The 13,675-nt window shown below is 70.8% G+C and carries 13 protein-coding genes; 9 read left to right on the forward strand and 4 right to left on the reverse strand.

Features of this window, described 5'->3' with window-relative positions; translation table 11 throughout:
* Positions 1 to 2 precede the first annotated feature (2 nt).
* From rimM to WME83_RS26985, 4 genes are all read right to left on the reverse strand, one after another.
* Complete coding sequence (gene rimM, locus WME83_RS26970) at positions 3 to 515, reverse strand: ribosome maturation factor RimM (RefSeq protein WP_437312563.1); 513 nt, start codon at positions 513 to 515, stop codon at positions 3 to 5.
* Between the two features lie 12 nt (positions 516 to 527).
* Entirely contained in the window at positions 528 to 779 is a 252-nt protein-coding gene (locus tag WME83_RS26975; RefSeq protein WP_437312564.1) for a KH domain-containing protein, read from the reverse strand.
* A 1-nt stretch (position 780) separates the two neighbouring features.
* Positions 781 to 1,047: a 30S ribosomal protein S16 gene (gene rpsP, locus WME83_RS26980; RefSeq protein WP_012237071.1), complete on the reverse strand. Its 267-nt coding sequence runs from the start codon at positions 1,045 to 1,047 to the stop codon at positions 781 to 783.
* A 430-nt stretch (positions 1,048 to 1,477) separates the two neighbouring features.
* Positions 1,478 to 1,660, reverse strand: a complete 183-nt coding sequence (locus WME83_RS26985) for a hypothetical protein (protein WP_080682315.1) — start codon at positions 1,658 to 1,660, stop codon at positions 1,478 to 1,480.
* A gap of 219 nt (positions 1,661 to 1,879) precedes the next feature.
* On the opposite strand from WME83_RS26985, the gene WME83_RS26990 reads away from it, so the two are divergent.
* From WME83_RS26990 to WME83_RS27030, 9 genes are all read left to right on the forward strand, one after another.
* Positions 1,880 to 3,337, forward strand: coding sequence for a DUF4350 domain-containing protein (locus WME83_RS26990; RefSeq protein WP_437312565.1), 1,458 nt, complete (start codon positions 1,880 to 1,882; stop codon positions 3,335 to 3,337).
* A complete protein-coding gene (locus WME83_RS26995; protein ID WP_129577008.1) occupies positions 3,334 to 4,311 on the forward strand; it encodes an AAA family ATPase in 978 nt (325 codons plus the stop codon). The genes WME83_RS26990 and WME83_RS26995 overlap by 4 nt, the downstream gene beginning before the upstream one ends.
* A 6-nt stretch (positions 4,312 to 4,317) precedes the next feature.
* A complete protein-coding gene (locus WME83_RS27000; protein WP_437312566.1) occupies positions 4,318 to 5,994 on the forward strand; it encodes a DUF58 domain-containing protein in 1,677 nt (558 codons plus the stop codon).
* 9 nt (positions 5,995 to 6,003) lie between these two features.
* Positions 6,004 to 6,834: a 16S rRNA (adenine(1518)-N(6)/adenine(1519)-N(6))-dimethyltransferase RsmA gene (gene rsmA, locus WME83_RS27005; RefSeq protein WP_437312567.1), complete on the forward strand. Its 831-nt coding sequence runs from the start codon at positions 6,004 to 6,006 to the stop codon at positions 6,832 to 6,834.
* Positions 6,835 to 7,049: 215 nt separating this feature from the next.
* Positions 7,050 to 8,474 (forward strand): F0F1 ATP synthase subunit beta, encoded by a 1,425-nt coding sequence (gene atpD / locus WME83_RS27010; protein WP_437312568.1) that lies wholly within the window; start codon positions 7,050 to 7,052, stop codon positions 8,472 to 8,474.
* 7 nt (positions 8,475 to 8,481) lie between these two features.
* Positions 8,482 to 9,039, forward strand: a complete 558-nt coding sequence (gene atpC / locus WME83_RS27015; protein WP_437312569.1) for an ATP synthase F1 subunit epsilon — start codon at positions 8,482 to 8,484, stop codon at positions 9,037 to 9,039.
* A gap of 199 nt (positions 9,040 to 9,238) precedes the next feature.
* Positions 9,239 to 11,188 carry a DNA primase gene (dnaG, locus tag WME83_RS27020; protein WP_437312570.1) on the forward strand — a complete coding sequence of 650 codons (1,950 nt, stop codon included), beginning with the start codon at positions 9,239 to 9,241 and terminating at the stop codon, positions 11,186 to 11,188.
* A 120-nt stretch (positions 11,189 to 11,308) separates the two neighbouring features.
* Positions 11,309 to 13,228 (forward strand): RNA polymerase sigma factor RpoD, encoded by a 1,920-nt coding sequence (gene rpoD, locus WME83_RS27025; RefSeq protein WP_020737349.1) that lies wholly within the window; start codon positions 11,309 to 11,311, stop codon positions 13,226 to 13,228.
* A 3-nt stretch (positions 13,229 to 13,231) separates the two neighbouring features.
* Complete coding sequence (locus WME83_RS27030; RefSeq protein ID WP_437312571.1) at positions 13,232 to 13,666, forward strand: hypothetical protein; 435 nt, start codon at positions 13,232 to 13,234, stop codon at positions 13,664 to 13,666.
* Positions 13,667 to 13,675 lie beyond the last annotated feature (9 nt).

Consider the following 13,675-nt stretch of genomic DNA (forward strand, 5'->3'; position numbering starts at 1 on the left):
GCTCAGACGAGGCCTTCCAGCGTCACCAGCTGAACGATCTGCCGCTCCACGTCCACGCTGCCGACGAAGCTCTCGGTCAGCGGGATCTCGAGCGGATCTGCGCCGCTCCTCTCCACGACGAGCACCTCGCAGGTCGGATACGACTGGAGCGACCTCACGTGCCCGATCGGGTCGCCCTCGGGGCTCAGCACGCGCGCCCCCTCGATGTCGCACGCGTAGAACTCGCCCTCGGCGAGCGGCGCGAACGCATCCCGCGGCACGCACACCGCGGCGCCGCGCAGCGCCTCGGCCGCGTCTCGATCGCCGGTCCCGGCGATCCGCACGAGCAGCGCTTTGTCGACCGGGCGCGCCGCGATGATCTTCGCGTCCCGCTCGGAGCCGTCCGGAAGGCGCAGCCGGATCGGAGGCCGCGTGAGGAGCAGGTCGGACCCCTCGTTGTACACGCGGAGCCGCAGCTCCCCCTGGACGCCGTGCGGCCGGGAGACCTCCGCGACGGGAACGTAGCGTCGCTCCACGTCGGGTTCGTCTCAGTCGAGGATGTCGAGGTGCGCGCGCCGCCCCGACTTGCTCGCGGCGGCGCTCAGCAACGTCCGGATCGACTGGGCGGTGCGCCCGTCCTTGCCGATCACCTTGCCGATGTCCTCGCGCGCGACCGTCAGCTCGATCCGGGGGAAGCGGTCGCCCACGACCTCGCGCACGACGACCCGGTCCGGCTGATCGACGAGCGCGCGGGCGACGAGCGACACGAGATCGACCAGCGGAGACGACGAGGAGGCCATGCTACTTCGCGGCGTCCGCCGGGGCGGCTGCCTGGGCGAGCCCAGGGTGCTTCAGGAGCAGCGCCACCGTGTGCGTCGGCTGGGCGCCGTTCGAGATCCAGTGCCTCACGCGGGGCACGTCGAGGCGGATCTCGGTCCTGCGCGGGTCGTACGTGCCCAGCCGCTCGATGAACCTGCCGCCGCGCGGGCTGCGCTGATCGGCGACGACGATGCGGTAGAAGGGCGTCTTCTTGGTGCCCGCGCGGGCGAGGCGAATATGAACGGCCATCTGTAGAACCTCGATCGAATGGAAGAGCCCGTGCTCACGTTGCGCACGGCCTGCTCTGAGGCGCCGGAGCGTAGCTCGTTCAGTGCCCGGCGCCAGAAGTGGGGGCGCAACCTAGGCGAAGATCCCGCCTCGGGTCAACCCCGCACGAGCGTGGCGAGCCCCACACCGGTCAACTTTTCAGCCCCGCACCGCCCGCTGCCATGCCGCGCACGGGCCCGGGCGGTCCAGACACACGGCCACGCCGTCCGCACCGGACGGGCTCGGCTCGGCCGAGAAACCGAGCGTCATGCGCACGCATCGGAGGATGCGTGGACGCCGGGGTTTCGGGATTTGCGGGGAAAGCGGAGCGGGCTCGGGGGGACGTCCCGCGGGCTCGACCGCTGGGACGGCGTCTCCGCTGGGAGCGCGGAGGGGCGTGCTGTACGTGGCGTCAGCCCAGGTCGAGGATGATGACGCCCCGGTTGGGATCGTCCTCTTCCGTGTCGGGAAGACGACGAGGTGCGGGGTAGCGTTCGATCGGCAGCTCGAGGCGCGGTCGAATTTCTTCTCTTCGGGACCGATCCTTCTCTTCTTCGCGCTGCCGTATTTGCTCGATGATGAACGGAGGAAGCATCGACTAACCCCTCCACCTCGTAGAGTGCTCGGCCGATTTGGTGGAACGAGGTCTGGGAGAAAGCACCCCGCTCTTAGAAGCGAATCTAGCAATGTGGGATGGCGGGTCAAGGTTATCGCTCGGGCCGACAGTGGTATGTTCGCGGCGCTCATGACGCGGCACGGCGCGTGGCTTGCGCACGCATCCTTCGAATTTCACAGGGATCGTCGGCGTCTGCCGGTGCGCCGGCGGGCGACATCCTGCTCCCTCCGGGCCGCGCTCGCGGCGCTCGTCGCGCTGATCGCGCTGCTCGCGTCCGCTCGAACAGCGAGCGCGGCCTTCGACGTGAACGACACGAGCTGGGAGGGGTGCTCGGAGTTCCTCGAGATCGCGCGCGCGGAGCTCGGCGTCGCCAGGGTCCACCCCGTCGCTGTGCTCGACTGGAGCCAGATCGGCCCGGAGGACGGCATCCTCGTGCTCCACCCGATGCAGTCGCTCGACGCGGACGAGACGACCTCGTTCATGAAGGCCGGCGGGCGGCTCGCGATCGTCGACGACTTCGGCCGCGGCGACGACACGCTCCGGCGGTTCCAGATCGAGCGCATCCCGACGCCGACCCGGCCGCTCGCCGCGCTCCGGAACCGCGCCGCCCTCGCCATCGCGGAGCCCGTCGCCGACACCGTCGGGGGCCACTCGGTCGGCCGGCACCCGGTCGTCAGCCACGTCGATCGGCTCGTCACGAACCACGCGACCGGCCTCCGGCACCCGAACCTCTCGCCCGTGCTGCGGATCCGCGCGCTCAGCGAGCCGGACGTGATCGTCGCCGTCGCCGGGCAGGTCGGCAAGGGCCGGCTCTTCGCGATGGGCGACCCGTCCGCGCTGATGAACATGATGCTCCGGTACCCGGGCAACCGCGCCTTCGCCTCGGGCCTGACCCGCTACCTGGTCGACGAGGATGGAGCTCAGCCGCGCAAGGGTCGGCTCTACATCGTCGCGAACCGGTTCGACGAGGAGAGCTCGTTCGGCGGCGAGACGTCGCTCCGCAAGGACTTCGACGCGCAGCTGAAGGCGCTCGCGTCCGCTGTCGAGGACGCCCGCCGCGACGGGCTCCCCGGCGGCGCCCTCCTCGCGCTCGCCGCGCTCGCGGGCCTCGCCCTCGCGATCTGGACCGCGCGCGCCTCGGCGAGGCCCTACCGGGGCCCGCTCCCTCGGTACGCCCGCCCCACGCCGCTCGTCGCGCAGGGAGGCGCCGCCGGGCGCTTCGCCGTCCTCGCCGCCCCCTCGTCCCCGCGCGGGCTCGCGTTCCTCGAGCTGAAGAGCGCCCTGTTCGAGGCCCTGTCCGTGCGGTTCGGCCTCGAGACGAACCCGCCGCAGGAGGCGGTCGCGCGGCTCGTGGCCCGAGAGGGAGCCCTTGACGAGCGGGCCCTCTCGGCATTCAAGGAGGTACTGGGCACCATGTACCGAGTCGAAGCGTCCGTCGTCGCCGGGAAGCCGGCGAACGTGTCCCGGCCCGCGCTCCTGCACGCCGCCGACGTCGTGCGGAGCGTCCTCGCCGCCTGCGGCGCCGACGGCCGGAAGCCGCCTCGGGGACCTCACCCCGGCGCGCCCTCCGCCCCTTTGACCGCGTCCCCCGAGGCGCGGCCCTCACCCGCGGCAGCGAAGCCCGCAACACCACCCTCTGACAAAGGCGCTCGATGAACCAGGTTCAGGCCGTCGCCGTCGACGAAATCTCCGCTGCCAGGGAGCGGATCGAGGCGGTCCGGCGGGAGATCACGCGCGTTTACATCGGATCGCCGCGCGCGATCGATCTGATGCTCACCGCCCTGCTCGCGCAGGGACACGTGCTGCTGGAGGGCGTCCCCGGCGTCGCGAAGACCACGCTCGTCAAGGCGTTCGCGGCCGCGCTGGGCGCGTCCGTCCGGCGGATCCAGTTCACGCCCGACCTCCTGCCCGCCGACATCACCGGGACCTACGTCCTGTCGCCGAAGGAGGGGACCTTCACGCTGCGCCCCGGCCCGATCTTCGCGAACCTCGTGCTCGCCGACGAGATCAACCGCGCCCCGGCGAAGACCCAGTCGGCCCTCCTCGAGGCCATGCAGGAGCGGCAGGTGACGATCGAGGGCGATCGCTTCGAGCTGCCGTCGCCCTTCATGGTGCTGGCGACGCAGAACCCGATCGATCTCGAGGGGACCTACCCGCTTCCGGAGGCGCAGATCGACAGGTTCCTCATCCGCGTGAGCCTCGGCTACCCGCAGCACAAGGACGAGGTGGCGATGCTCCGCGCGCACAACGTCGAGCCGCCCCGGGCGCGGGCGACGCTCGCCGTCCAGGACCTCCTCATGCTCCAGGGCGTCGCGCGCCGGATCCACGTCGAGGAGGACCTGTACGAGTACGCGGTCAACCTCACGGGGTTCACGCGGACGCACCCCCGCGTGCTGCTCGGCGCGTCGCCGCGCGCCACGCTCGCGCTGATCCAGGCGGCCAAGGCGGCGGCGGTGATCGGCGGGCGTCCGTTCGTGACGCCGGACGACGTGCGCGGCATGGCGCCCGCGACGCTCGCGCACCGCCTGGTGCTCGTGCCGGACGCGGACGTGGACCCGAAGGCGCGCGACGCGATCATCGAAGAGGCGGTGCAGCGCGTGGGCTACCGCCGCGCGGCGCGGCCGGCGTAGCTCCCCATGCAGCTCTACCCCACGCGCACCGCCGCCCACCTGGCCATCGCCGGCGTCGCGGTCATGGGCGCAGGGCTCATCGCGCGCGAGCCGGCGATCGTCGGCTGGGGCGGGGCGATCCTCGTCGCGATCGCGCTCGCCCGCGGCGTGACGCTCGTGTCGGTGGCGCGCATCCGCGCGGCCGGCTTCGAGATGCTCTGGGGCGGCTCGCGGCGCGTCCTCCGGTCCGCGCGCGGAGGCACCGTGGAGATCGAGGCCGAGGTGCGGAACCGCGACACGCTCGCGGCCCGCTACGTCAAGCTGCGCGCGATCGCCTCGTCGCAGCTGGACGTCCGCATCGAGCCGAGCCGCGGAGAGGTCTCCGCCTCGGGGCGCCTCAAGGTGAAGGTCGTCGTGCGCACGCCGCGCGTCGGCCAGCACGGGCTCCACGGGCTCGCGCTCGAGGTGCACGGCGCTCCGGGCCTCTTCGAGGTGCCCCTGACCTTCGCGAACCCCTACGGGATCGAGGTCCTGCCGCGCCCCTTCATGCCGTACCTGACGCAGCCGCGCGGCGGGCGCAGCCACCTGCTCGCGGCCTCCGGCAAGCCCGGGCGCGTGCGCGGCGAGGGGGACGATCTCCGCGAGCTGCGAGAGCACCAGCCGGGGGATCCCTTCCGGAAGATCGCGTGGAAGGCGAGCGCGCGCCGGGGCACGCTGCTCGTGCGCGAGTTCGAGCGCGAGGAGCGGGATGTGGTCTGGATCCTCGTCGACGCGGCCGTGGAGCTCTGGGCGGGGCCGCTCGGCCGCGCGCCGCTCGACCTGATGATCGACGAGGCCTCGGCCATCGCCACGCGGCACCTCGGCCGCGGCGACCGCGTCGGGCTCGTCATCCTGGCGCCCGGCCCTCGCGTGACGATCGCGCCCGATCACGGCCCTGGGCACGGCCAGAAGATCGCGCACGCGCTCACCGTCGGGTGCGGCACGTACGACGCGGATCGCAGCGAGCTCGACGAGACGGACGTCGCGGCGCGCGTCCTCGAGCACCTCAGGCCGCTCGACGCGCGAGGCCTCGACGATCTCCGCCGCGGCGATCTCGACCGGCTGGCCGCCCGCGCCGAGTCGATGCGCTCGCGCGCGCCGTTCTCGGCGCCGGCGCCGCTCGGGCGCTCGCAGCGCGAGCGCACGCTGCGCCGCTACCTCGCGAGCTACGGCATCGAGTCGCCCGCGCGGTCCGAGCCGGACCGGCGCGATCCCGCCGTGAGCGTCGCGGAGTCGCTCACGCACATCGCGCGCAGCAAGCCGCGCGCGAGCATGGTCTACGTCCTCGCGCCGCCGCCCGCCGACGCGCAGCTGGGCCGGCTCTCGGAGGCCGTGCGACGGCTCTCGCGCAGGGCGGTCCACGTGATGTGGACGCTCCCCGACCTCGCGCCGGGGCTCGCTCCTCCCTGGGAGCCTCCGCGGCTGCAGGAGAGCGAGGCGGACGACGAGCAGAGGAGCCCCACGCCGGCAGACAAGGCGTTCCAGGAGCTCGCGCCGATCGCGGCCGAGGCCGTGCTCATCCGCGCGCGGGTGGCGCAGACCCGCCGCGAAGCGGCGCTCCGAAAGGCGGGCGTGCGCGTGGTGCGGCTCCGCGCCACCACCGCTGCCACGCCGAGCCCAACCGCGGCCGCCCCCCACGACGGGGCGCCCCCACCGCAGACCTGAGGACGAGCGATGTCCATCGCAGAGCTGCTCCGCGCGCGCGGCCTCGCCCCGAAGAAGGGGTTCGGGCAGAATTTCCTCGTCGACGTCGAGGCGGCGCGCCGGATCGCCGAGGCCGCGACGACGCCCACGGGCGGCGCGGTGCTCGAGATCGGCGCGGGGCTCGGCGCGCTCACGCGGCCGCTCCTCGATCGCGCCGCGCACGTCGTCGCGGTCGAGCGCGATCGCGACCTCGTCCCGATCCTTCGCGAGCAGCTCGCCGATCCGATCGAGGGCGGCCGGCTGACGCTGCTCGAGGCCGACGCCGCGCAGGTCGACTGGGTCGCCTCGCTCTCCGGACGTCCGCGCCCGCACGCGGTGGCCGGGAACCTCCCGTACCAGCTCACGGGCCGGCTCCTCGAGCAGGCGACCACGATCGCGGACCAGATCGATCGCGCGGTGTTCATGGTGCAGCTCGAGGTGGCGGAGCGCCTCGTCGCCGCCCCCGGCAGCGGCGACTACGGCGCGCTCTCGGTCTTCGTGCAGGCCGCGTTCGACGTGCGCCGCCTCCTCGTCGCGCGGGCCGGCGCGTTCTACCCGAGGCCCGAGGTCGACTCCGCCGTCGTGGTCCTGACGCCGTGGCGCCCGCGGCGCGCCGAGGAGACCGACGCCTTCCGCGCCGCCGTGCGCGCCGCCTTCTCGGCCCGCCGCAAGACGCTCCGGAACGCCTGGAAGAACCTCTACGGCTGGTCGTCCGAGGAGCTCGAGCGCCACGCGAAGGACGCCGGCATCTCGCTCGACGCGCGCGGCGAGACGCTCAGCGTCGAGGCGTTCGCGCGAATCGCCGCCGAAAAGGGCCGCTGACCGCGGCCGAGCGCGGACGCCCCTTGCCGAGGGCGATCGTGAGCTATGGGGCCACGCCCCAGGAAGACAAGGCCTCGCGCCGCACGCGCCTCGCCTCGAGACATCGGCGAGAAGCTCCGCGGGATTTCTGGTATGCGGCCACTAGTCGGACGCGCAGGCCCGTGCTAGTGGGCCGCGCGACTCGTCAAAGCTCGTACGAGGAGGGCTCCCGCTCCATGGTTGTTGGAAAGATCACCCAGGTCATCGGACCGGTCGTCGACGTCGATTTTCCGTCGGGCCAGCTGCCCAAGATTCTGAACGCGCTCAAGGTGAGCAACCCGAGCATCTCGGCCGAGCCCGACAACCTCGTGCTCGAGGTCGCCCAGCACCTCGGCGAGTCGACGGTGCGCACCATCGCGATGGACTCCACCGACGGCCTCGTGCGCGGCATGGAAGTCCGCGACACGGGCAAGCCCATCATGGTGCCTGTCGGCAACGAGTGCCTCGGCCGCATCCTGAACGTCGTCGGCGTGCCGATCGACGAGGCCGGCCCGGTGCACGCCAAGAAGCTGGCGCCCATCCACAGGGAGCCGCCCCCGTTCGTGGAGCAGTCCACGAAGGTCGAGGTCTTCGAGACCGGCATCAAGGTCATCGACCTCATCGCCCCTTACCGCAAGGGCGGCAAGATCGGCCTCTTCGGCGGCGCCGGCGTCGGCAAGACGGTGCTCATCCTGGAGCTCATCAACAATGTCGCGAAGGCGCACGGCGGCGTGTCGGTCTTCGCCGGCGTCGGTGAGCGGACGCGCGAGGGCAACGACCTCTTCCTCGAGATGAGCGAGTCGAAGCTCGCCGACGGCAGCCCCGTCATCTCGAAGGCCGCGCTGATCTACGGCCAGATGAACGAGCCGCCGGGCGCTCGCGCCCGCGTCGCGCTCTCGGCGCTCGCCGTGGCCGAGCACTTCCGCGACGAGGAGGGCCAGGACGTGCTCCTGTTCGTCGACAACATCTTCCGGTTCACCCAGGCGGGCTCCGAGGTGAGCGCGCTCCTCGGCCGCATCCCGAGCGCCGTCGGTTACCAGCCGACCCTCTCGACCGAGATGGGCGCCTTCCAGGAGCGCATCACCTCGACGACGAAGGGCTCCGTCACCAGCGTGCAGGCGATCTACGTCCCCGCCGACGACCTGACCGATCCCGCGCCGGCCACGGCCTTCGCCCACCTCGACGCGACCACCGTGCTCTCGCGCGCGATCTCGGAGCTCGGCATCTATCCGGCCGTCGATCCGCTCGACTCGAACTCGACGATGCTCGATCCCCAGATCGTCGGCGAGAAGCACTACTCCGTCGCGCGGCGCGTGCAGCAGACGCTCCAGCGCTACAAGGATCTCCAGGACATCATCGCCATCCTCGGGATGGACGAGCTCAGCGAAGACGACAAGCTCATCGTCTCGCGCGCCCGCAAGATCCAGAAGTTCCTGTCCCAGCCGTTCTTCGTCGCGGCCCAGTTCACCGGCCTCGAGGGCAAGCTCGTCCCGCTCAAGGACACGATCGCGGGGTTCGAAGAGATCCTGGATGGCAAGCTCGACCACGTCGCCGAGCAGGACTTCTACCTGGTGGGCGGCATCGACGAGGTGAAGGCTCGGGCTTCGAGAAAGGCGGCCTGACGCGGCCATGGCCGACACCATCCTCCTCGAGATCGTGACGCCGACCGGCGTCGCCCTGCGCGAGCAGGTCACGGACGTGACCGCGCCGAGCGTCGCCGGCGAGTTCGGCGTGCTCCCGGGCCACCTGCCCCTGCTCGCCGCCCTCCGGACCGGCCTCGTGACGTATCACCAGAACGGCCAGGAGCACCGCCTGGCCGTTCATCACGGATTCGTCGAGGTCGCCAACGATACCGCGCTGCTGCTCACCGAGCGCTTCGCCAAGAAGGATGACGTCGACGTCGTGCGGGTGCGCCGCCGGCTGAAGGAGGTCGATGCTGAGCTCGACCACTGGCAAGGCGACCTGACTGATCCGCGCCGTCGTGAGCTCATCGAAGAGGAGCAGTGGCTCGCCACCGAGCTCGAGCTCATCGGCGATCCGCCCCCTCCGATGGTCCGCGAGGACACGCGTTTCCTCGTCGACCACGCCGAGGCGCCGTCGGTCGAGGAGATGGTCGAGGCCTCCCAGCCCGACGAGAGCCTCACGGACCACAAGAGGCCCGGCTCTCCGTTCCCCGATCCGAAGTGACGTACCTGGCGGCTACCGCCTTGCGCGTGCGGCCGCCGCACAGGACACTGTTCTTCACACAAGCCGCGAGGGGCTGGGGGATCTCCCGCTTCGCGAGCTATCCGCACCGCCGAGGCGCTGGCGCGAACCGCGCCATGCTGTCTGGGTCCACCCGTGAAGTTCTGCGGGCCCCGCGCGCACGGGGCCCTCAAGGCAGCCCATGATCTCTCCGGAGACGATCGCGCTCGTGAAAGAGCGCACGGATCTCGTAGCGCTCATCGGCGAAAGCGTGCGCCTCACGCGCCGCGGGGTCTCCTTCACCGGGCTCTGCCCGTTCCACAAGGAGAAGACGCCCAGCTTCCACGTGAACCCGAACCGCGGGTTTTATCACTGCTTCGGCTGCAAGGAGACCGGCAGCGCCATCGACTTCGTGATGAAGCTCGAGGGCCGGACGTTCGCCGAGGCGGTGCGCGCGCTCGCCGAGCGCGCCGGCATCGAGGTGGCGGAGTCGATGACCGAGGCCGAGCGGCGCGAGGCGCAGGCGGCGCGCAGGTCGAAGGACGACCTCTACGCCGTCAACCACCTCGCCGCGACGTTCTTCGAGCACAGCCTCCGCGGCGGCCCGGGCAGCGGCCCCCACCCGCTCGCGCGCTACGCCCACGAGGAGCTAGAGCGACGCGGTCTGCCCCTCCGCGACGGCGACGGCGGCGTCGATCCGATCTCCGAGGCCCTCCAGGCGTTCCGGATCGGCTACGCCCCGTTCGGCTGGGACGCGCTCGCCACCTACCTGCGGCAGCAAGGCGTCTCCCCGGTCCTCGCCGAGCGCGTCGGGCTCCTCGTGCCGCGCTCGTCGGGGAGCGGCCATTACGACCGCTTCCGCCACCGGCTCATGTTCGCCGTGACCGACGTCATGGGCCGGGTGATCGCGTTCAGCGGGCGCGCCTTGCCCGACCCGAGCCCCGCGGAGCTCTCGTCGCTCGGCATCAGCGGCCCTGCTCCGCAGGCCGACGGCGCGCCGGCGAAGTACATCAACAGCCCCGAGTCGCCGATCTACACGAAGGGAGAGCACCTCTTCGGGCTCTACCAGGCGCGCCAGGCGATCCGGCAGCGCGGCGAGGCGGTGCTCGTGGAGGGCAACTTCGACGTCGTCGCCCTCCACGCGCGCGGCATCGGCCACGCGATCGCCCCGCTCGGGACCGCGTTCACGCCCGGGCAGGCGAAGCTCATCAAGCGCTTCGCGCCCGCGGTCATCCTGCTCTTCGACGGCGACGCGGCCGGCAAGAAGGCCACGCGCGCGGCGCGCTCCCCGTGCCGCGAGGCGGGCCTCAGCGCGCGCGTCGCCGTGCTGCCGGCGGGCGTCGATCCCGACGACCTCGCGCGCAAGCACGGCCCCGACGCCGTCGCTCGCATCCTCAAGGGCGCGCGCGGCCTGCTCGAGCACCTCATCGACGAGGCGCTCGACGGTGACAGCTTCGGCGGCTCGTCGCTGCCCGAGCAGCTCGCCCGCGTGCGCGCCGTCGCCGCGCTGCTCGCCGAGGAGGACGATCCGAACCTCAGGATGATGGCGAAGCTCTACGCCGATCGCGTCTCCTCGAAGCTCGTGATCGGCGGCCGCTCGCCCGACGACCTCCGGCAGCTCGAGCGCGTCGTCGAGGAGTCGCTCTCCCGGCCGCGGGGCCAGCCCACCCGCGAGGTTACCCCCTCCGGACAGACGACCGAGACGTGGGAGCGCGCGCGCTCACGCGCGCAGGTCCAGGAGGTCAGCCTCGAGATCCTCGGCTCGATCCTGGATTTCCCGGAGCTTCTGGCCGACGACGAGGTGCAGATCGCGCTGGAATGCCTCGAGGGCGAGGTCGCCCTGGCGATTGTCGCAGCGCGTCAAAATTTCACATTTGAAATGGGACTTGCCGCCGGCGAATTTCTTGCGCAAGTCCCGGCTCCGATCCATTCATTCGCGGCTGGACGGCTGGTCTCGCCTGTCTTCGAAGCGGCCTCAACGGCCAAGGCGACGCTCTTGGAGAATTCACAAAAGTTGAGCAGGCAGGCCCTGGCGCGACAGAAGGCAGCCGTCATGAGCCAGCTCCAGAAGAGCGCGGTCGACGCCGATGCTGAGAACGCGTTGCTGCGTGATCTATTCCAGCGAAGAGCGGGGGGGCTCGGTCTTCCTTGATGCGTTCCGTGTCGCCCCTAGGTGGCGGCCCGACGTGCGTGATCCCTAGAGTTTGTCGGAATCATTTGGTGTGTCTTGTCGGTCGCGGCGAGCTGGTCGCCGTAAGTGGAGCATGAGGTAATGGCGAGCAAGGCCAAGCAATCTTCCGGTCGGGCAGGCGGGGTCGCGAGGGCGGCGGGGGGCGGCGCGCTCAACGGCGCGCGGCACGCTTCGACACGCGGGCACGCTGAGGGAGGGGCACGCCCAAGCAACAAAGGAGACGCGGGCATCCGAGCCGAGCGGTCCGAGAAGGACCGGAAGACCCTGGAGAAGCTCGTCGAGACCGGCAAGAGCAAAGGCTTTCTCACCTATGACGAGGTGAACGACGCGCTCCCCGCGGACGTCGCGCCCGATCAGCTCGACGACGTGGTGGGCGCCCTCGGCGACGAGGACATCGAGATCGTCGACGGCGCGACCCAGGTGAAGATCGCGCCGAAGCGCATCGCCGACGAGGAGGCGGGCGAGAAGAAGCTCGTCGTCACGCCCGACCGCGAGGAAGAGGACGTCGACTACTACTCGAAGTCGAACGATCCCGTCCGGATGTACCTCCGCAAGATGGGCAGCGTCTCGCTGCTCACCCGCGAGGGCGAGGTCGAGATCGCGAAGCGGATCGAGATCGGCGAGCAGAAGGTGAACGCCGCGATCCTCGACTCCCCCATCGCCGTCCGCGAGATCATCGATCTCGGCGAGAAGCTCCGGAAGCACAAGATCCGGGTGAAGGAGCTCATCAAGGACGCCGAGAACGACGACCAGGAGTTCGACGAGGAGGAGGCCGACCGGCGCATCATCCGCCTCATCGACAAGGTGAAGCGCGTCGACAAGAAGAAGGCGGAGCTCCTCGAGGAGCGCAAAGACGTCAAGACCGAGGTCCGCCGCAAGCAGATCGACGTCGAGGTGACGCAGGCGACGGCCGAGCTCGTGACGACGCTCGAGGAGATGCGCCTCAACAAGCGGACGATCGACAAGATCGTCCAGAAGCTGAAGAGCCTCATCTCGAAGGTCGAGAAGGCGGAGGCCGGCGCGACCGAGCTGGAGCGCCGCACGGGGCTCTCGAAGGGCGAGCTCAAGCGCGAGCTCATCAAGGTGAAGGGCAACCGCGCCCTCGAGGGTCGCCTCGCCAAGAAGCTCAACGTCAACCGCGAGGAGCTCAACGACTTCGAGTCGACCATCAAGAACGCCCAGAAGGGCCTGAAGAAGGTCGAGGAGGAGCTCAACATCGACGTCGCGGCGATCCGCGAGACCTACGAGAACATCCGCGAAGGCGAGCGGATGGCGGAGCGCGCGAAGGCGGAGCTGGTCGAGGCGAACCTCCGCCTCGTCGTCTCCATCGCGAAGAAGTACACGAACCGCGGCCTCCAGTTCCTGGACCTCATCCAGGAAGGCAACATCGGCCTCATGAAGGCCGTCGACAAGTTCGAGTACAAGCGCGGCTACAAGTTCTCGACCTACGCGACGTGGTGGATCCGGCAGGCGATCACCCGCGCGATCGCGGACCAGGCGCGGACGATCCGCATCCCGGTCCACATGATCGAGACGATCAACAAGCTCATCCGCACCTCGCGCTACCTCGTGCAGGAGTACGGCCGCGAGCCGACCCCCGAGGAGATCGCCGAGAAGATGGAGCTCCCGCTCGACAAGGTGCGGAAGGTCCTGAAGATCGCGAAGGAGCCGATCTCGCTCGAGACCCCGATCGGCGAGGAGGAAGACTCGCACCTCGGCGACTTCATCGAGGACAAGAGCGTGATCTCGCCGGCAGAGGCGGTGATCAACATGAACCTCGCCGAGCAGACCCGGAAGGTCCTGAAGACGCTGACGCCGCGCGAGGAGAAGGTGCTCCGGATGCGCTTCGGCATCGGCGAGAAGAGCGATCACACCCTCGAAGAGGTCGGTCAGGACTTCGAGGTCACCCGCGAGCGCATCCGGCAGATCGAGGCCAAGGCGCTCCGCAAGCTCCGGCACCCCAGCCGGTCGAAGCAGCTGAAGAGCTTCATCGACAGCTAGTCCGTGGGCTGGCCTGCTCGGCAACCGAAGGCAGCCGCCGCGCGCCCGCCGCGCGGCCTGCCTCTCCCCGGCGAGCCGCGCGACCGCGCGGGCGGGAGCCCCCTGGGCGCGCGGCGCGCCGCTCGGGCCCTCCTCGTGCTCGCGGGCGCGCTCGTCGGCGTCGGCTGCGGCAAGACCCTCTCCGAGGACGACTGCCGCAGGATCGGCGAAGCCATGCGCGCCGCGTGGGCGGCGGAGGCGAAGCGATCGGGACCGGCGGAGCCGGGGAGCTCGGGGAAAGCCGCGGTGGTGATCGCGAGCGAGGGCGAGCGGCTCTCGTCGGAGTGGACGTCCGATTGCAAACGGGAGCTCGCCGGGAGCGAGGTGGATCCGGGCGAGGTCGACTGCCTCACGCGCGCGAAGACGCTCGACGAGATCCGCCGGTGCTCCGCGCCCTGACAGCGCGCG

Source organism: Sorangium sp. So ce385 (assembly GCF_051474135.1).
GTDB lineage: Bacteria > Myxococcota_A > Polyangia > Polyangiales > Polyangiaceae > Sorangium > Sorangium cellulosum_D.

Coding starts and splice junctions, on each gene's coding strand:
- WME83_RS26975 (WP_437312564.1), bottom strand. CDS start 779: ATGGCCTCCTCGTCGTCTCCGCTGGTCGATCTCGTGTCGCTCGTCGCC.
- rpsP (WP_012237071.1), bottom strand. CDS start 1,047: ATGGCCGTTCATATTCGCCTCGCCCGCGCGGGCACCAAGAAGACGCCC.
- WME83_RS26985 (WP_080682315.1), bottom strand. CDS start 1,660: ATGCTTCCTCCGTTCATCATCGAGCAAATACGGCAGCGCGAAGAAGAG.
- WME83_RS26995 (WP_129577008.1), top strand. CDS start 3,334: ATGAACCAGGTTCAGGCCGTCGCCGTCGACGAAATCTCCGCTGCCAGG.
- WME83_RS27000 (WP_437312566.1), top strand. CDS start 4,318: ATGCAGCTCTACCCCACGCGCACCGCCGCCCACCTGGCCATCGCCGGC.
- rsmA (WP_437312567.1), top strand. CDS start 6,004: ATGTCCATCGCAGAGCTGCTCCGCGCGCGCGGCCTCGCCCCGAAGAAG.
- atpD (WP_437312568.1), top strand. CDS start 7,050: ATGGTTGTTGGAAAGATCACCCAGGTCATCGGACCGGTCGTCGACGTC.
- atpC (WP_437312569.1), top strand. CDS start 8,482: ATGGCCGACACCATCCTCCTCGAGATCGTGACGCCGACCGGCGTCGCC.
- dnaG (WP_437312570.1), top strand. CDS start 9,239: ATGATCTCTCCGGAGACGATCGCGCTCGTGAAAGAGCGCACGGATCTC.
- rpoD (WP_020737349.1), top strand. CDS start 11,309: ATGGCGAGCAAGGCCAAGCAATCTTCCGGTCGGGCAGGCGGGGTCGCG.